The sequence below is a fragment of the Bradyrhizobium genosp. A genome, from assembly GCF_049949275.1.
Taxonomy (GTDB): domain Bacteria; phylum Pseudomonadota; class Alphaproteobacteria; order Rhizobiales; family Xanthobacteraceae; genus Bradyrhizobium.
In genome coordinates, this window is sequence record NZ_CP188196.1 from 6,172,800 (window position 1) to 6,190,571 (window position 17,772).

15 protein-coding genes and 1 pseudogene are annotated in these 17,772 nt (G+C 62.4%); 8 read left to right on the plus strand and 8 right to left on the minus strand.

Going from position 1 to position 17,772, the window contains the following annotated elements; genetic code table 11:
- Positions 1-108: 108 nt before the first annotated feature.
- Positions 109-1,092: a helix-turn-helix domain-containing protein gene (locus ACP2YP_RS28950; RefSeq protein ID WP_426419654.1), complete on the minus strand. Its 984-nt coding sequence runs from the start codon at positions 1,090-1,092 to the stop codon at positions 109-111.
- Between ACP2YP_RS28950 and ACP2YP_RS28955 the strand changes: the two genes are divergently transcribed.
- The 3 genes from ACP2YP_RS28955 (at position 1,076) to ACP2YP_RS28965 (ending at position 4,699) form a co-directional block, all read left to right on the plus strand.
- Positions 1,076-1,729 (plus strand): hypothetical protein, encoded by a 654-nt coding sequence (locus tag ACP2YP_RS28955; protein WP_426419655.1) that lies wholly within the window; start codon positions 1,076-1,078, stop codon positions 1,727-1,729. The genes ACP2YP_RS28950 and ACP2YP_RS28955 overlap by 17 nt on opposite strands.
- Positions 1,730-1,818: 89 nt before the next feature.
- Positions 1,819-3,741, plus strand: coding sequence for an ATP-binding protein (locus ACP2YP_RS28960; RefSeq protein WP_426419656.1), 1,923 nt, complete (start codon positions 1,819-1,821; stop codon positions 3,739-3,741).
- A gap of 19 nt (positions 3,742-3,760) precedes the next feature.
- On the plus strand, positions 3,761-4,699 hold the full coding sequence (locus ACP2YP_RS28965; protein WP_426419657.1) for a hypothetical protein: 939 nt from the start codon (positions 3,761-3,763) through the stop codon (positions 4,697-4,699).
- Between the two features lie 16 nt (positions 4,700-4,715).
- On the opposite strand, the gene ACP2YP_RS28970 is transcribed toward ACP2YP_RS28965, so the two are convergent.
- The gene (locus ACP2YP_RS28970; RefSeq protein WP_426419658.1) at positions 4,716-5,660 is read right to left on the minus strand and encodes a ring-cleaving dioxygenase; all 945 of its coding nucleotides are present in this window, start codon (positions 5,658-5,660) and stop codon (positions 4,716-4,718) included.
- A gap of 439 nt (positions 5,661-6,099) precedes the next feature.
- On the opposite strand from ACP2YP_RS28970, the gene ACP2YP_RS28975 reads away from it, so the two are divergent.
- From ACP2YP_RS28975 to ACP2YP_RS28995, 5 genes and pseudogenes are all read left to right on the plus strand, one after another.
- A complete protein-coding gene (locus ACP2YP_RS28975; RefSeq protein ID WP_426419659.1) occupies positions 6,100-6,969 on the plus strand; it encodes an alpha/beta fold hydrolase in 870 nt (289 codons plus the stop codon).
- Positions 6,970-7,063: 94 nt separating this feature from the next.
- Positions 7,064-8,071, plus strand: a complete 1,008-nt coding sequence (locus ACP2YP_RS28980; protein ID WP_426419660.1) for an MBL fold metallo-hydrolase — start codon at positions 7,064-7,066, stop codon at positions 8,069-8,071.
- 113 nt (positions 8,072-8,184) lie between these two features.
- Positions 8,185-8,403, plus strand: coding sequence for a hypothetical protein (locus ACP2YP_RS28985; RefSeq protein ID WP_426419661.1), 219 nt, complete (start codon positions 8,185-8,187; stop codon positions 8,401-8,403).
- A 696-nt stretch (positions 8,404-9,099) separates the two neighbouring features.
- Positions 9,100-9,319, plus strand: a pseudogene (locus ACP2YP_RS28990) (ABC transporter substrate-binding protein); the annotation flags it as partial.
- Between the two features lie 62 nt (positions 9,320-9,381).
- The gene (locus tag ACP2YP_RS28995) at positions 9,382-9,597 is read left to right on the plus strand and encodes a hypothetical protein (RefSeq protein ID WP_426419662.1); all 216 of its coding nucleotides are present in this window, start codon (positions 9,382-9,384) and stop codon (positions 9,595-9,597) included.
- A 965-nt stretch (positions 9,598-10,562) separates the two neighbouring features.
- Here the strand turns inward: ACP2YP_RS28995 and ACP2YP_RS29000 are convergent.
- The 6 genes from ACP2YP_RS29000 to ACP2YP_RS29025 form a co-directional block, all read right to left on the minus strand.
- The gene (locus ACP2YP_RS29000) at positions 10,563-10,835 is read right to left on the minus strand and encodes a DUF3551 domain-containing protein (RefSeq protein WP_426419663.1); all 273 of its coding nucleotides are present in this window, start codon (positions 10,833-10,835) and stop codon (positions 10,563-10,565) included.
- A gap of 88 nt (positions 10,836-10,923) precedes the next feature.
- Entirely contained in the window at positions 10,924-11,268 is a 345-nt protein-coding gene (locus ACP2YP_RS29005; protein WP_426419664.1) for a hypothetical protein, read from the minus strand.
- 198 nt (positions 11,269-11,466) lie between these two features.
- A complete protein-coding gene (locus ACP2YP_RS29010) occupies positions 11,467-14,619 on the minus strand; it encodes an efflux RND transporter permease subunit (protein WP_426419665.1) in 3,153 nt (1,050 codons plus the stop codon).
- On the minus strand, positions 14,616-15,692 hold the full coding sequence (locus tag ACP2YP_RS29015) for an efflux RND transporter periplasmic adaptor subunit (protein WP_426419666.1): 1,077 nt from the start codon (positions 15,690-15,692) through the stop codon (positions 14,616-14,618). The genes ACP2YP_RS29010 and ACP2YP_RS29015 overlap by 4 nt, the downstream gene beginning before the upstream one ends.
- On the minus strand, positions 15,689-16,804 hold the full coding sequence (locus ACP2YP_RS29020; protein ID WP_426419667.1) for an efflux RND transporter periplasmic adaptor subunit: 1,116 nt from the start codon (positions 16,802-16,804) through the stop codon (positions 15,689-15,691). The genes ACP2YP_RS29015 and ACP2YP_RS29020 overlap by 4 nt, the downstream gene beginning before the upstream one ends.
- Positions 16,801-17,721, minus strand: a complete 921-nt coding sequence (locus tag ACP2YP_RS29025; RefSeq protein WP_426419668.1) for a sensor histidine kinase — start codon at positions 17,719-17,721, stop codon at positions 16,801-16,803. The genes ACP2YP_RS29020 and ACP2YP_RS29025 overlap by 4 nt, the downstream gene beginning before the upstream one ends.
- Positions 17,722-17,772 lie beyond the last annotated feature (51 nt).

A 17,772-nucleotide genomic window follows, 5' to 3' on the forward strand; every position in this document is an offset into this window, starting at 1 on the left:
CCTGGCAGAACGAATCGGACTTAGCGCTCGTGCCGTCAATAGACACCGATACGGAGACGCGCTTCAACCGCAGCCATTGCGGGTTCGTCCCTCGCAGGAAAGCCCGTTCTAGCCCTCAGAGCGAGCCCGACGCCACGCGCCAGGGCTCGTTCCCACGCTGCGGGAGAAGACCCTGGTGAAGTAGCTCTGGTCTCCGAACCCGCAGATCAGCGCGATGTCTGCCAAGGGGAGCTTGGTGGTCGTCATCAGGCGCTTGGCCTCATCGATTCGCAGGCGCGACAGGTACTCGTGAGGGGCGATCCCCGTGCTACGCCGGAAAGAGCGGGCGAAATGACTCGGCGTCAGCCTGCATTCGGCCGCCACATCGGCGATCGTCAGGCTACTGGCGAGCCGGACGCGCATGATTTCCTTGGCACGGCGCTCCTGCCATGGCGCCAGTCCGCCCTCCTGAACGCCCCCGCCGGAGCGAAGATCCCCATAGGTCTGGGCAAAATGCGCGAGCAGGCTCAATCCGAGTTGATCCACAAAGAGCTGATTGTTCGCTCCCTCGTCTTCCAGAGCGTTCAAGAGAACGCTCGAGAGCGTGGACAAATACGGATCGCGACGCTCGCGTGTCCACTTGAGCGTGGAGATCGGCTTTGCGTCGTTCTCATAGGCGAAATCGTCGAGCGCGCGGCGGGGGACATAGTATTGGATTGCGTCAAACGGACCTTTGAATTCGCACTGCGGATTGTCGCGCAGATCAATGACGCTCACCGTTCCAGCACTGAACGATCCGGAGTATCTCTGGCGACCGGCGAGCCAGCATGAATGCCTCTCCAGATCACCCAGTTGATGAAGAATGCTGAAGGCCGGCTCGGAGGGAATCGCGGCGGTCCGCTCGCGTACGAAGCGGTCGCATGTCAGCCGCGTGACCGCAAGCGCGAGCTTGCCATGACGATTGAGCTTGTGAACACAATCGCCTTGCATGCCGAGATGATTCACGAGGCGGCGGCCAAAAAAGCCGTTGCAGTCGGCATCGGCATCTTCAATCGTCGGAGCCTGATTCAGCTTCAACCGGCTGTCGACTTGATCCATGGACTTGGTTGGCATCGTCGATCCCCGAACTTCAGCACGTCCAGGGGATCGTTATTCGCTGCCCCATCGCATGGCCAGTAAATCGTTCCAAAAAGTACGCGCCTCGGTGTCGGGCTGGAACGGTGCCGTCGTGACGCATTCGTCGAGAATTTGCAAGATTTTAGTTGGCTGCGACCTTCCGTCGCGAAAGACTTGCACATGTCGAAGCGGTGAGGATTTTATGAACGGCAATTTGGCCCAATTCGGTGCGGATTTGCGCCTCGATTTGTCACGTTTGCAGGCGAGCCTGAACAACATCGATGGATTGTTCGCGCATGGAGTGATTGCAGACGACGCCGAATTCGCCAGTCGATTGCAAGAATTGCAAGCGACCGTGACGGGCGATTCCGAGCGCGCCGCGGAGCTTGATGACGCACTGCAAGATGGCCTTGCGCGCGATGCCGCACGCGCGCCCGAAACGGTGGCCCGATGGGTCGGCACGCGGCAGACGGCGCAGCTTCATGCCCGCGCCGATCTGATCGAGCAATTGGCCATCACGGCGGTGGAATTGGCGGCACTCTACACGCTTCAAGCCGAGCGTATCACGATGACGGCGATCGTCGCGCGCCGGCAGGCGGTTACGGTGCAGGTGCAGCGCGCCGGCCAGCCCTGATGTGCTCGCCCGGGCGCGATCTTTCACAGGTGGACACCCTCCGATCGACAGCGTAATGGAGGTACTTGCGAAATCAGCGACAGCCAAGGATGTCCAGGCCCGACAACAGACCAGAGCGAACGTTTCTGTTCGGACCGTTTCGCCTTTCCACCTCCAAGCGGGTCTTGTTCGAAGGCGACCGGGTGGTTCGGCTCGGCAGCAAGGCCATCGAGATCCTGATCGCGCTCATCGAGCGTGCGGGGGAGCTGGTGAGCAAGCGCGAGCTCGTCGAGATGGCCTGGCCCGACACCTTCGTCGTCGAAGCGAACCTGACTGTCCAGGTGGCGGCACTTCGCCGAGCCCTTGGCGAGGACGACGCTGCCAACCAGTTCATCGTGAACAGTCCGGGACGCGGATATCGTTTCGTCGCACCGCTCAAGGTGCTGGAAGAGGAGCGTCCGCCCCTCGCCCAGCCGGCCTTTCACGAGGCTCACAACCTCCCGGCACAATTGACCCGGCTGGTCGGGCGGACAGAAGCGCTTCAGTCGATGCAGCAAAAACTCACCGACGGTCGGCTTCTGAGCATCGTCGGACCGCCAGGCATTGGCAAGACCTCGACCGCGCTTCGGCTGGCGGAAACGATGCTGCCGCAGCTCCAGCACGGCGTGTGGCTGGTCGATCTCAGCTCCATCACTGACCCATCGTTGATTCCGAGCGTGATCGCTTCAGCGCTCCCGATCGACGTCCGTTCGAGCGATATCCTGTCCGGCATCGCGGCTGCGCTGCGCTACAAGAACCTGCTTCTGGTGTTCGACAACTGCGAGCATCTGATCGAAGGGGCGGCGGCTGCCGTCGGCGAGTTGCTGCGCGTTGCCGGCGGCCTCAAGGTGCTGACCACGACCAGGGAGCCGCTGCGCATCGAGGGCGAGCAGGTCTTCCGGCTCCCTCCCCTCGAGGTGCCTCCGACGGCTACGGTACTCGGGTCGAAGGATACCTTGGCCTATCCGGCGGTTCAGTTGTTCGTCGAGCGGGCGGCCGCCATTGTCAACGACTTCGAACTGACCGATGCCAATGCCGCCTTCGCGGCGCAGATCTGCCGCGGACTGGACGGCAATCCGCTCGCGATCGAGGTCGCGGCCGCGCGCATCGACGCCTTCGGCGTCAAGGGACTGGCGACCAGGATCGAGGACCGCATGCACCTGCTCGCGGATGCGCACCGCGGCACGCCGGCCCGACATCGCACCATCGCTGCAGCGCTCGAGTGGAGCTACCAGTTGCTCAGCGAACGCGAGCGATTCGTTCTGCGCTGCCTCGGAATCTTCGCGGGCAGCTTCACGCTCGAGGCGGCCCTCTCGGTGATTCCGGCGGCAGAGGGAACGGATACCGCATCGATGCTCGCGGATCTGGTCTGCAAATCGCTGGTCTCCGTCGACATCGGCTCGGACGGCACCAGATTTCGCCTGCTGGAGATCACGAAAGCGTTCGCGCTTGGCAAGCTGATCGAGGAAGCGGAGCGAAGCGGACTTGCCGTCCGCCTTGCGTCCTGCCTCACCGAAATGCTCGGCAGATACGCCGATGGGCCGAAGCGCGTGCAAACACTCAGAGACGCGGTGCAGGAACTCGACAATGTGCGCGGCGTGCTGAACTGGGCGTTCTCGCCGAGCGGTCAGGCGCAGGCGGGCGTTGCGCTCGCCGCCGCCGCCGCGCCCGTTTGGCTGGAGAACTCGCTCCTGACGGAGTGCATCGCCTGGACGACAAAGGCGGTCGACGTACTGGATCCGACCATCGAAAGCGATCGAAGCGAGATGGTCCTGAAGGCGGCCCTCGGACTCGCGGCGATGTTTACCGAAGGCATGACGAGCAGGTCACGAGAGGCCCTGAATAGATCAATCGAGCTGGCAACGCGTCTGGGAGACACGCAATGGGAGCTCAGAGCGCGGCTCGGGCTCGTCGTATTCCTGCATCGACGTGGCGATGTGAAGGGCGCGTTGGCGGGAACGGAACGGATTGAGAACTCTTGTAACGGATGCTGAGGAACCCGCGGCCCAGGCGATGATGAAGAGCGTCAAAAGCGCGTCGCTCTTCTTCAATGCCGAATACGCGACGGGCTTGAGGCTCGCGCGCGAGGCGCGCGAATATTTTCGAACGCATAGCGACGTCTCGCAGATAGGGCGGTGGGGGCTGAACCACGCGATCTATGCGCAATGCGTCATGGCGCGGACCTACTGGCATCAAGGGCGCTTCGATCGAACGCTTGAGGCCTGCATTTCGACGCATGCCGAGGCGGAAGAGACGGGCAATCCGACCTGGATCTGTCAGGCACTTAGCTGGTGCGGCTGCTCTTTATTCCCGAATCTGGAAGAGCTGGACCGCGCTGCCGTCGCGATCCAGAGATGCAGGCAAGTGGCCCAGGACAACAACATTCAAAGCTATTTGTTCTGGTCGATCGGTTTCGAAGGCAGGCTGCTTTTCATGAGAGGCGACATCGAGCCAGCCGAAAGATTGCTGCGAGAGGCGCTCTCGAAGCTGAACGGCGCCCAATTCGAGAACGCGTACATCCCGGTCCTCGGGCGCTTGGCCGAGCTCCTCATCGCGGACGGTCGGCCGGAGGAGGCCCTGTTGGCGTCAGCGGAAGGTCTCGAGCGAACAAGGGCCACAGAGGCGCTCTGGTTGCTGCCGCATGTTCTGAGGGTTCACGGCAATGTCCTGGTTTCCTTGGAGGGACCTGACTCGAAATCGGCCGAAGCCTATTTGCGCCAGTCGATCGACGTTTCCGAACGGCAGGAGGCTCTTGGATGGGAGCTTGGATCGGCCGAAAGTCTTGCAAATTTGTTGCGTCAACAGCGCCGACATGAAGAGGCTTCAGCGGCGTTGGACCGCACGCTCGGAAAGTTCGTCGAGGGGTTCGAAGCCATACCCTTCCGGCGGGCCAAGACGATGCTCGACGAACTGCGGCAAACGGCCTCTTCGGAGGGCGCGCGGCATTCGTGAGCCGGCTTGGCGCCAACTAGTTCAGCGGCGGCAGGATGCTTTGCAATTCGGGCCGACGCTCTTCGAGAAAGCCCGGCAGCTTGAGACTCTCTCCAAGGCGGCTGTGTGCCTCGTCAACCGCAAAACCGGGTCCGTCGGTCGCGATCTCGAACAGCACCCCGCATGGCGCCCGGAAGCCAATCGCTGTCAGGTATGTTCGCTCGATCGGCTCCGTTACGACAACGTCGTGCATCCTTTGAAGCTTCTGGATCATTCTCGATTGGTCTTCGAGATCGGCCGCACGGAACGCAACATGTCTGATCGTGCCGCCCCCAAGCCGGCCCCGCGACGAAGTTCCGATCGTCCGCAGCGTCAGCGTGCCGCCGGGACCGTCATGGGCGACGAAGCGGACCGAATCCCCGGCTTCCGAAGCACGTTTGAAACCCAGCACGTCCTGGAGAATATCGACAGTGGCGTCCTCTGCGCGAACATTCAAGGTGACCTCGTCCAAACCCACGACCGCTGGACGCTCAGCGCTGCGCCAGCCTTCGCGATCAACATGGTTCGACTCCACCAAGGCAAGCTTAGTTCCGTCGGGGTCGGCGAAGCACAGCATCGGCTCTCCAAACGGCGAATGGTCAAGGCTACAGGCGATGTCCGCGGCTTTGAGCCGCTCCGACCACAACTCAAAGGAATCTGTCGGCACACGGAACGCCGTTTGCACGACTTCGCCGACGCCGACCATTCCCTTTGCGACGCACTGCCAAGCCAGGGTACTGATCACCGTACCCGGGCTCCCCACGCCATCGCCATAATAGAGGTGGTAGCTTCCTGGATCGTCATAGCAGACCGTCTTCTTGACCCGCTTCAGACCCAGGAGGTCTGCATAGAAATAAGCGGCACGCTGCACGTCGCCAATGATCGTCGTCACGTGGTGAACGCCACGCGATGGCAGGCGCGATTTATCTGGTTTGGCCACCATACGCGCTCACCGCTGCCTTGCTCGATGGTGATTAAGGAAACCGTCCATAGCCGATACGCAGTCCTCGATGTGGCGATCTGGATGGCGCACGCAGCAAAGCTCTCTTCTCTGCTCCCGCCAATCGGCAGCCGCCGCGACCGTTTGATTGCTCATTGAGGCCCACACCGGCCGAAATGTCTTGGATTTTCGCCCGATCACGTAGGGCCAAATGGATTTGGGAGCCACAACTGGCGGCATCTCCTTCAATCTGGGACGGAATCGTACAACCCCGCGCCAGAATGTGCAATCAGCAGGGCTCGTTTTGCACCACCATCGGAGAAAGCTGGTACCCGCCGAGCGAGTTCGAGCTGCTTTCGCCGGCGAGATGCATCGTTTTGGATCCGTTCGCCTCGACGTCGACACGGCTCGCCGCCAGCTCTGATCAAGGACGATGGCACCAATGGACGATGCAGGACACGACACGATCAGGGCCAACGGCATCCGCCAGCACTTTCGTCATGCGGGCTCCGGCCCTCCAGTCATCCTGCTCCACGGCTTTCCGGAGACGAGCTATGCTTGGCGCTTCCAGATTCCCGAGCTTGCCCGGCGATATCGTGTGATCGCGCCCGACCTGCGCGGCTACGGCGATACCGACAAGCCATCGGCGGGCTACGACAAGAGGACGATGGCCAATGACATCGTCAAATTGGCAGAGGCCCTTGGAATCGACCGGTTCGCGTTGGTCGGACACGACCGAGGCGCACGGGTCGCTGCACGACTGGTGAAGGACCATCCCGAACTGGTTGACAGGCTCGTCGTGATGGACAACGTGCCGACGCGTATTGTCGCGCGCCAGATGAATGCGCGCATCGCACGCGAGTATTGGTTCTTCCTGTTTCACCAGGTGCCCGATCTGCCCGAAGCCCTACTGGCAGGCCGGGAAGAGATTTGGCTTCGTCATTTCTTTTCCGATTGGTGCCATGACCCGCAAAGCATTTCAGACGAAGCGATCGCAACATACGCGAAGGCGTATGCCGCCGAAGGAGGCGTCCGCGGCGCCTTGTCGGACTATCGCGCCGGCCCAGAAGACATCGCGCAGGACATTGCGGATGCCGATACCAAGATCACCTGTCCCGTGCTCTCCATCTGGGGAGAGGATTTCGGCGCGGTCGGAAAACTGTTCGACATGAAGGCGGTCTGGAGCGAGATGGCCGATGACCTGCGGGTCGCGCCGATCGAGCGCTGCGGCCATCTTCCGCATGAGGAACAGCCCGAGACAGTGACGAGGCTGCTGCTCGACTTTCTCGATGGTTGGTCCACCTCCGCCTGAGTACGAAGACCACACCGAATTCGCCAATCGACGCCTCCCTGCAGGTCACAAGGGACGAGGACAGGGCGTCTTGCGCATAACCAAGGAGACGATCATGAACCTAGCCCGGACAGTCATGTTGGGTGCGCTCGCCTGCTTCCTGCATGCTGGGACCGCCGATGCGGCCGCGCCAATGCAGCATACACAGGCACCCGGCTTCTACCGGATCATGCTCGGCAGCATTGAAATCACGGCCCTCCTCGACGGCACCCATCCCTTTCCCGTGCACGAGGTGATGACGCGGAACGAGACGGCGGCCGACGGGAGTCGCAAGGCGGTCAAGCTCTCCGATGCACATCCTGGAGAAGCCGAGTCCCTTCTCGCCGGGGACCGGCTGGCCGCCCCGGTCGAAGGCTCGATCAACGCGTTCCTGGTGAATACCGGGTCCAAACTCGTGCTCATCGACAGCGGCGCCGGCAGCCTTTATGGCGACTGCTGCGGGCATCTGATCGAAAACCTCATCGCCGCGGGCTACCGGCCCGAGCAGATCGACGAGATCTATCTCACGCACCTCCACGCAGATCACGTCGGCGGCATCGCTCCGCACGGCAAGGCAGCGTTCCCGAACGCCATGGTGAGGGTCAATCAGAAAGACGTCGACTACTGGCTGGATTCGAAGAATGAGCAACAAGCGCCGGCCTTCCTCAAACCGATGTTTGAAGGCGATCGTGCATCGCTGAAGCCTTATTTGGACTCAGGGCGCGTGCGGCCGTTCAGGGATGGCGAACAGCTCTCGCCCGAGATTCGCGCGATCCCGACTGCCGGCCATACGCCGGGCCATACCTCCTACGAGGTCACGAGCGGACTCCTTCGGCTCCTGGTGTGGGGAGACATTGTCCACGTCGCCCCGATTCAGTTTCCCGATCCCGCCGTTACCGTGACCTATGATAGCGATCCTCTTTCGGCCGAGGCCAGGCGCATGTCCGCCTTCTCGGAAGCCGCGCGAACCGACACCTGGATCGCGGCCGCCCACATCGCCTTTCCGGGACTGGGACACATCCGCGCCACGGACCAGAGATTCGAGTGGATTCCCGCAAATTACACCACGGTCGTGCAGCCATAGCTGCGCCGCGCTCGGCAAACGGGAGACTCCTGGTGCAATCCGGAGGGACTCCGGAAATGCTTCTCTGAAGGTCCGGTACGCAACAATGCGCGACCATTGAACGGGTGAGAAACATGACTGCTCTCTTTCGTCAGGCCGCTCTGGGCGATCTCAACCTCACTAACAGGATCGTCATGGCGCCGATGACGCGCTCGCGCGCGGACGAACGCCGTGTCATCAATCCTTCCGCTGCCGAATACTACGCAGCGCGCGCGGAAGCCGGTCTGATCATAAGCGAGGGCATCAACGTTGGACCGATGTCAAACGCGTTTGATCGGACATCCGGCCTGTAGATACTGGATATCTCGACTATCCGAGCCTTGAGGGCGTTGCGCGCGAGGTCGCCGGAGGAAGCTAAATTGGTGCTTAGCCTGAGGCCTGATCAACAAACGCGCCTTCGGACGGGGCCCGCTACTTGTCTGACGCGACAGCCGTGAGCCGGCAGAATTTGCGCCGAATTCCTCACGACGCGCTCTTGCCGAAGCACCACGTGCCGGACTTCGGCCGACCCGGCGGCGAGACGACATCGATCAGCGGCATGCATCGATCCGAGGGAACGAAAGTAGGTCAAAACGGCCGCTGACTCGGGTTGTCGGAATGAGCCTCCAACAACCTTCTATGAGTGCTTGATCTTGCAATGGTGGGCGCACCAGGGCTCGAACCTGGGACCCGCTGATTAAGAGTCAGCTGCGGCTTCAGGATAATCAATGACTTTCCAGTCGCATCCGAGGGCTTATCCGGCTGAACATGGGCATCCGTCGCACGACCATAATCCGTCGCTGCACTGCCGGGTAGCCAGGTGCGCGACGTCGCGGTTGTATCGTCGAATTCAGGCGATAAACGTCGTGCGTTCGAGCCTCGGGCGTGCTGGAGGGAAATGCCCGAAGGCACCTGGAGCGGGTCTGCCCAAGTCCCGAAATCGTTGGCGGAACTGCTGCGGGTTTCATCTTGTGCCGGCGCGAGATGACAAAGCACGCTCGCCTCAGCTCCTTGGTGGAAAGGTCGCCGGCAGTATCAAGGTACAGGTCGGCATCCCCGATTACAGCTCGCTCCTGCTCCACGCGCAGCCGTCGGCGCAAAAATCCTCGCCATCAATGTCACAGGCGACAACGCCACCGCGATCAAGCAGGCCGAGGAATTCGGGCTCGCAGCCCAGGGCGTGAAGACGTGCCGAAGTCGTTCCAGAACGTCGATATCGAAGCCATCGGCTAAACCTGTCCTATTCCTGCCTTAAGCTGATAACATGATGCCTAGAAAGCAGGGAAACGATCATGCCATACACAATTGTTTTCAGCGCGAGCAACGCGGACGACATTTCAGGAACCTATGCCAAGACAGCTCTCGAGGCCCTCGCGACGATTGGCGCTCTCCAAGGGAGAGGCGCAGAGCTCAGGTACATAACCTCGCCCCAGGAAGGCGAGATAGGCATCGAAATGCTTCGGGTCTTGGCGAAAGAGGAAGAAGAAGAGTTGCAAGCGAGCGCTTGAACCACGATTCCTCGGTCGATCTGGCTTGATTGCGAGCCTCGGATCGTTGAGCGATCGGCGGATGTACCTGATCTCAACGAACCAAAAGCCCCCGGAGAGCTACTGGCTCCGGGGGCTTGCCTTTATGGACCGAGGTCCAGATTGCGCTGAAGCTGAGATGCGGCCATCAGGCCGCGTGCCGCGGCTGCTGGACAGCGGAGCTAAATGTCTCTAGCCCTTTTGCAATTCTGAGCGAGTGACCCGATGCTATCGGCCCACAGTCTCCTGCGTTTGACGCGGGGAAAGTCGCGCATGCTTGTCATGCAAACTGCTATCGCGCTTACCGGGCCGAGGTCGATCGCGACTCGACCTTTCGTCGACTCCCTAGCAGTGCGTGTTGCTGCAAGCGTGTCATTGGCTTCGCTGTGCCGTCCAATATCCGGAACACCGCTCAGCTCCTGCGTGGCCGGTCCACGTTCCTCGGCCTGTATCTTTGCTAAGCCTTCCCGTACCTGACGCATATTTTTCGTGCACGGTCACCGACGCTCGAACCGCGCCCGATCTCGCAACATAACCCCTGAATTTCACCAGGTTGGGATGGCTGACAACTCCGTTGGCTACGTTGACTGAAAAAGTGTAAGTCGGGTCGCAGTTTCCGCGCTGCGTGACAAACACAAGGTTCCAGGGGCCGTCGTAAGAGGTTCTGGCTTCGGCTGCCGTCGCCAATGCGAGGCAACCACAACAGATGGCGCTCGCGATCAGGTATTTTATCAAGGTCTCTCTCCAACAGATTTCGTGGCCAAAGGTAGCAGTTGGTAGCCAAGCCTGAGGCTCATGATTTGAGGCGTTCAGTTGATCGTTGAGCAAAGCGCGGCCTATTTCTGCCGAAATTTAAGAACGGCGTGATCTGTTCAGCGGGCGCTGAATTCGTGAGCGAGCCACCCTATCCGCACCAGAAACTGCCCTCATCACCACAACTCCATTCATTATCGATGAGGGCGAGCACGGCGTTTCGGAGCGGAAGCATAGGATCTGCTCGTCTCTGCCAGGAGCGGATTGCGCATGCAGCTTCCGCCACGGCCGGAGATCATGGCGACGCACTGCTCCATCGTTTCGAAGCCGCATGACCGCATGGCCGACGAATAATCCTGCTGACAGAATTCGTAGTCCTTGGCCGCGGCCGGACCGGCATCACACAGGAAGGCTGCACCGACCAATGCGGCAGTGGCAATGGTGGTGAGGACGGTGATTTTGTTCACAAATGCTTTCCTGCTTGTGTTCGGCGATGAGATGGACTGGGAGCTGGTAGCGCACGCAGAAAGTCAGCCAGACGCGGGGTGATGATGGCTAATTGCACACCAGAACGCGCCTGTTGCGCCTATAGACATAGTAGCAGTCGCTATCGGAGTAGGATCCATAGCGCGAGCTGCCATACGCGTAGCCGGTATAGGCTCCGGCAGCATAGGCACCAGCAGCATAGGCCGCACGGCCGTATCGCGAGCCGCCGTAGCCATAGCTTCCGGAGCGGCTGTAGCTGACCGACGCCGAGCGAGCTGAGCTTGCAACTGCCGGGCCGCGACCACCGCCACGCGCACCGGCAAACGCCCTGGGATTGCCGCGCGGGCCAGCGCCCGCACCAAAGCGAGGACCCGGACCGCCGAGGCCGGCACGAGGCGCACCACCAGGTCCCATCGGAGGACGACCTGCGAACGCCGGAGGACCTCCGCCGGCCATTGGCGGAGGGCCGCCGGCCATTGGCGGGGGCCCGCCCATCGGAGGCGGAGGAAACTGCGCAAACGCCGCACCTGGCAGCAGAGAAATCGTTGCGAGGATCACGCTCGCGGAGAGCGCCAAAGCCATCTTCCGAGACATCATATCTTCCTTTGTTGCTTAAGAATGCGTTTGCAGGACCGGCACCGGTGCGGCTTTCGCGGAGCTGCGCTCCGGCGCAGGCGCGTCGTACGCAGGGACCACAGTCCCAGGCGTCGGTTGCTGATCGCCCTGACTCGGATAAATCCGGAACCACGCCACATAGAGCGCCGGCAGGAACAGCAGCGTCAGCAGCGTGCCGACGATGATACCGCCCATCATCGCGTAGGCCATCGGACCCCAGAAGATCTCGCGCGCGATCGGGATCAGCGCCAGACTCGCGGCGGCTGCGGTCAACAGGATCGGCCGCATGCGGTGTTCGGTCGCCTCCAACACAGCTTCCCAGGGCGGCCGTCCCTCCTGCTCCAATTCTTCGATCTGGACAATGAGGATCACGGAGTTGCGGACCAGGATGCCGATCAGGGCCAGCACACCGAGGATGGCGACGAAGCCCATCGGTGCGCCGCTCGGCAGCATCGCCATGACCACGCCGATCACGGCGAGCGGAGCGACCGCAAACACCAGGAACAGCTTGGAGAAGCTCTGCAGCTGAAGCATCAGCACCGTCGCCATCACGAACAGCATCAGCGGAACGACGGCCACGATCGGCGCCTGGCTCTTGGCGCTCTCCTCGACGGAGCCGCCGATCTTCAGCGTGTATCCCGCAGGGAGCTCCTTGGTGAACTCGGCCACCTTCGGCGCGATGTGGTCGACGATCGTCTTCGGCTGGGCGTCGGTGACGACGGCGGCCTTGAGCGTGACGGTGGGAATCCGTGCACGCCGCCAGATCGTCGGCTGCTCGAGCTCGTAGCGGAGATCGGCTACGGCCCCGAGCGGCACCGACTGGCCGCTGGCCGCTGGCAATTGGAGATCGCGCAGCGTATCGATCGAGGCGCGCTCGGCGGCGGTGGCGCGTGCCGTGACGTTGACGAGATAGATGCTGTCACGGACCTGAGTGATCGACGAGCCGGCGAGCACCGAATTCAAGGCGGTGGCGATGTCTTCCGAGGTCACGCCGAGCTGGCGCGCCTTGTCCTGGAGCACGTCGACCTTGACGACGCGCGCAGGCTCCATCCAGTCGAACACCACATTGCCGAGATCGGGGCTGCTTCGGACAACGCCGGCGAGCTTCTGGGAGAGTTCCCTGACCTTGGCGAGGTCGGGACCGCTCAAACGGTATTGCACAGGACGTCCGACCGGCGGGCCGACCTCGAGCAGCTTGACGTAGGTGTCCGTTCCGGGGAACGTCTTCTTCAGATAGTCCTCGAATTGCGCCTTGACCTTGTCGCGCGCCGCAATGCCGCCCTTGGTCACGATCACCTGCTCGCCGAACCAGCTGTTGGCCGTCTGCACGTCAAAGGACAGCACGAAGCGCGGCGCGCCGGTGCCGACATAGCTCGACCAGTGCTCGACTGAATCATTGCCCTGGAGTTGTTCGCGCTCGAAGCGCGCCATCTGCGCGTTGGTGTCGGCAATGGAGGCGTTCTGCGGCAGGCTCCAGTCGATTACCAGCTCGGCGCGATCAGATGACGGGAAAAACTGCTGCTGCACGAACTGCAGGCCGAACAAGGCCAGCAGGAACGCCGCAACCGTGACCGCAATCGTGCTCCAGCGGTGATGCATGCAGAACAGGAGCAGGCGTTCGAACATCTGCCCGACGCGACCCTTCTGCTCGTGATGCCCCTTCATCTTTGCGGGCAGCATGGTGACGCCGAGCAGCGGCGTGAACACCACCGCAACGACCCACGACACGATCAGGGAGACCGCGATCACCACGAAGAGAGTGAAGGTGAACTCGCCGGCATTGCTGCTGTTGAGCCCGATCGGGATGAAGCCGGCAACCGTGACCAGCGTGCCCGTCAGCATGGGGAACGCGGTCGACGTATAGACGTAGGTTGCCGCCTTCTCCAGGGGATCGCCGACCTCGAGCCGCGCCACCATCATTTCGACGGCGATCATGGCGTCGTCGACCAAAAGACCGAGCGCGATGATCAAGGCGCCGAGCGAGATGCGTTGCAGCGAAATCCCGGCATACTCCATCACGACGAAGGTGATGGCCAGCACCAGCGGGATGGCGATCGCCACCACGAGCCCCGCGCGCACACCCAGGCTGATAAAGCTGATGGCGAGAACGATCACGACAGCTTCGAACAACGCCTTGGTGAAGCCATGGACCGCTTCCTCGACGACGACCGGCTGGTCGGCGACCTTGTGGACCCCCACGCCGATCGGCAGATCGGCCGTGATCTTTCTCATTTCCTCCTCAAGTCCCTGACCGAAATGCAGCAGGTTTGCGCCCGACTTCATGCCGATGGCGAGCGCGATCGCGGGCTGGCCGTTATACCTGAACAGCGATTGGGGCGGGTCGACGTAACCGCGCGTGATGGTTGCGACGTCGGTCAGCGGGAAGAAGCGGTCGTTGATGCGAAGATTGACCGCCTTCAGACTCGCCTCCGACGTGAACTGGCCACCGACGCGCACGCTGATCCGCTCGGGACCCTCCTGGAACACGCCGGAAGCCGCGACCGCGTTCTGCCCTTGCAGCGAAGACATGATCGCGTGAACGTCGAGGCCAAGGGCAGCGACCTTGCGGGTGGAGAATTCGAGATAGATCACCTCGTCCTGCGCGCCGAGAATGTCGACCTTGCCCGCACCCGGTACGGTCAACACCCTGGCGCGGATGTCCTCGACCTCATCGCGCAACTGCCGCTGGCTCAAGCCGTCGCTGGTGAAGGCATAGATGTTGCCGAAGACGTCGCCAAAGCGATCGTTGAAGACAGGCCCGAGCACGCCTTGCGGGAAATCGCCCTTGATATCCGCGATCATGTTGCGGACGCGAATCCAGGTCGGCTTCACGTCAGCGGCCTTCGTGCTGTCGCGCAGATAGACATAGACGGTGGTCTGGCCCGCGACCGTCACGCTCTTGGTGTAGTCGAGCGATTCCAGCTCCTCGAGCTTCTTCTCGATCCGGTCAGTGACCTGGCGCGTCATCTCCTCGGGCGAGGCGCCCGGCCATTGCGCCGCAATCACCATGGTCTTGATGGTGAAGTCGGGATCTTCCTGGCGGCCGAGCTGAAGGTAGGAAAAAAGGCCCGCCGCCATGAAGGCGATCATGAAATACCAGACGAGGGAGCGATGGTGGAGCGCCCAGTCGGAAAGGTTGAACGACTTCATGGCTGCTGATCCTGTTCGATGCGGACCTTTTGGCCCTGCTTGAGGCTGTGGACGCCGGCGGTGACGATGCGCGCGCCGGGATCAAGCCCGCCTATAATCCGTGCGCCAGCCGGATCGACCGCGAGATCGACCTTGTGCAGAGAGACGATGTCGGCAGGCTGATCGACGACCCACACGAAGTTCGCGCCATCCTGGGCGAGCACCGCCGAGGTGGGCACGCGCAAATTGGAGGCGAGCGCGCTGCCGGGTTTCACCGTGACGGTCGAGCCAAGGCGAAAGCTTTCAGGCGGGTTCGTCAGCGCGATGCGGACTCGCCGCAAGCGGGTGACCGCGTCGGCTTGAGGTGCGATCTCGCGTATCTTGCCTTCGATTTGAACCGAAGGGAGCAGTTGCAAAGCGACCGTGAATGGCATGCCGACCTGCAGCGGAGCCGGAAAATCCTCGCCGATATCGACGACCGCTTCCCTGATGTCCGGCCTTGCGACCGTCAGGACGTTCTGGCCAGGCGAGACCACCTGTCCGACGTCGGCGCTCACCGCCGTGACCACGCCGGCGAAATCGGTCTTGAGCTGGGCGTAGCTCAGTTGCTCCTTGGCTTTGGTCAGGTTCGCCTGCGCGCTCGCGACCGAGGCCTCCGCTCCGGCGCGCGCCCGCTCGGCATTGTCCACGGTCTGCTTTGTGGTGGCATCGGTGACAATGAGCTTTCGCTGCCGCTCCTCGGTCGATTGCGTCGTTGCAAGTTGCGCCTCGGCCTGCGCGAGGCTCGCCTTGGAGGCACGCACGGCCAGTTCGAGCGCTGTGGCATCGATCGTGGCGACGGTCTGCCCTGCACTGACGAGGTCGCCGACATAGAATGGACGCGAGGTCAGGCGTCCGAGGACGCGGAAGGAAAGATCGGTCTTGTAACGGGGCTCGACAACGCCGACCATGAGGCCACCGTTCGATTGGTTCGGTGCGAGCACCATCGACAGCACGGGCCTGACAGGTTCCGGCGCCTTCGCCTCCTTCTCACAGCCAGCGAGAATAAGCGCCGCGGCGAGCGTGCCAGCTGCGAGCAAAGCGCGTTTGGTCATGACCGGTCTCCCTCATACGTGACGGGCTGCCCGATGCTGAGGAGCTTGCCCCCGTCGATCACGACGCGTTCGCCGGGCTGAAGGCCTGCCTTGAGCAGCACCTCACGGGCCTCGTAGGCGGAGACCGTGACCGGTTTCAGCGATACGGTCCTTGTCGCCGGATCAACAGTCCAGACCGCGGGCTTGTTGCCAGCCGCCATCAAGGCGCCCCATGGCAAGGCGATCTGCTCCTGGTGCTTCGCTTTCACCGTTCCCGAGACGGCGCTGCCAAGCGTCATTGCAGGCGGCGGATTCTCGATTGCCACTTTCACGCGGATGGTCGAGCTCTTCGGGTCGACCACCGGCGACACTTCCCTGACACGACCGATCGCCGTCACGCGGGGGTCAGAGACCAGCGTCAGCGAGACGCGATCAGGATCTGTATTGCCAAAGAAGATGGACTCGTAAACATAGAAGACCGCGTCGCGCTCGCCGTCCTGGGCCAGCGTGAACACGGACTGAGCGGCCTGCACGACCTGTCCGGCCTCGACGTTGCGCGCGGTGATGACGCCGGCTGCCTCGGCACGTAGCTTGGTGTAGCCAAGGGCATCCTTTGCGGTTCCGAGCTGGGCCCTTGCGGCTTCAAGCACCCCTTCGGCGGTTCGCAACCCTTCCTGGGCCTGGTCATAGACCGTCCGGGTGGTGAAGCCGCTTGTCATCAGCGACTTCTGCCGATCATAGGTTGCCTGTGCCACGCGCAGCTGAGCTTCCGCGGACGCCACGGCTGCGGTTCCAGCATCGACGTCGGCCAGTTGCTCAGCAGGATCGAGCAGCGCCAAGACGTCGCCGGCATTGACGTGATCGCCGACCTCCACCTTGCGCGCGATTACGCGACCGGCGACACGAAACGAGAGACTGGCGCTGAAGCGGGCCTGGACCTCTCCGGTCAACGTCACGGAGGCCTGCCGATCCCGCGGCTGCACGATCTCGGTACGCACGAACGCGGCCCGCGCGGCCGGCGCGGCGGTGTGATCGTTGCAGCCGCCGAGCGCGGCCGCGGCAAGCAAAGCCGCGATGCTGCCGAGAGCACTGCGCGGGCGCTTGGTTCGAACCGGGTTCAAAGAAGGCTTCATTGCGCGTCCATGCGGTGAGAGGGGGACAACAGCTCGCCCAACGCATCCGCGCCGCCCTGGTAGCGGGAGGGCAATTCGGCTTCGTGCACGGCCGGGACTGTTGGCCGGCGCGGCGACCGCAGCCGGCGTGTCGCCATCGCCCAGTTCGCCTGCCTCTCGCGCTCGGTCAGCGGAAACGACAGCACGACGGATGTAAACTCCGCGCCATAACCGTGCTCGACGCGGCCGCCGAGCGCCTTGGCAAGATCAGCGCTGATGCGCAGCTCGCGCGCCGAGACGTCCCGTGCCGCGCGCGAACCGTTGTCCAACACGACGCAGTTCACAAGCGCGCCGATGCGCGACAGCTTGATCCTGATCGCGCCGGCCCGCGTATCGAAGCAGGCGTGCTTGGCAGCGTTGGTGACGAGTTCGTGGGCGATCAAACCGAGCCGCCAGCAGCGCTGCGACTGAAGCGGGATCGATTCCGTGGCGAATGCCAGCCGGATGTTCATTCGATCCAGCCATGAACGGCGCATCGCGGAGCCCAATTTGCGGAGGTAGGTCGCGGCGTCGATGAGGGTCTTGCCCTCCGGCATCGCCAGCGCCCGATGTAACTCGGCGTGTCCATGCAGCAGCTCGACCACGTCGCTCAGGGCCACCTTGGCTTCCGCCCCCTCCGCCCGGACGGCGGCAGCCGAGACCAGGTTGATCGCCACCGCGACGCCGTTATTGACCCTGTGGTGCAGTTCGCGCAGCAGCACGCCTTCCTCGATCGGCGGCGAATCCTGGCTGGACATAGTCACGACAACCTCCTGAACTGGTGCGGGTAGCGGGGCCGGCTGCGCGCGGTTTCGGCCGCCGATTGCGGCCTCCTCACGCCTCTGGCCCTGCGGGTAGACGTCGGGCGGGCGACGGTCGAGTACAGCTTTGTCCATCATCGTTCGATAAATTACACTATAACGTATATTTTCTTTTTCTTGCCTTTCCTG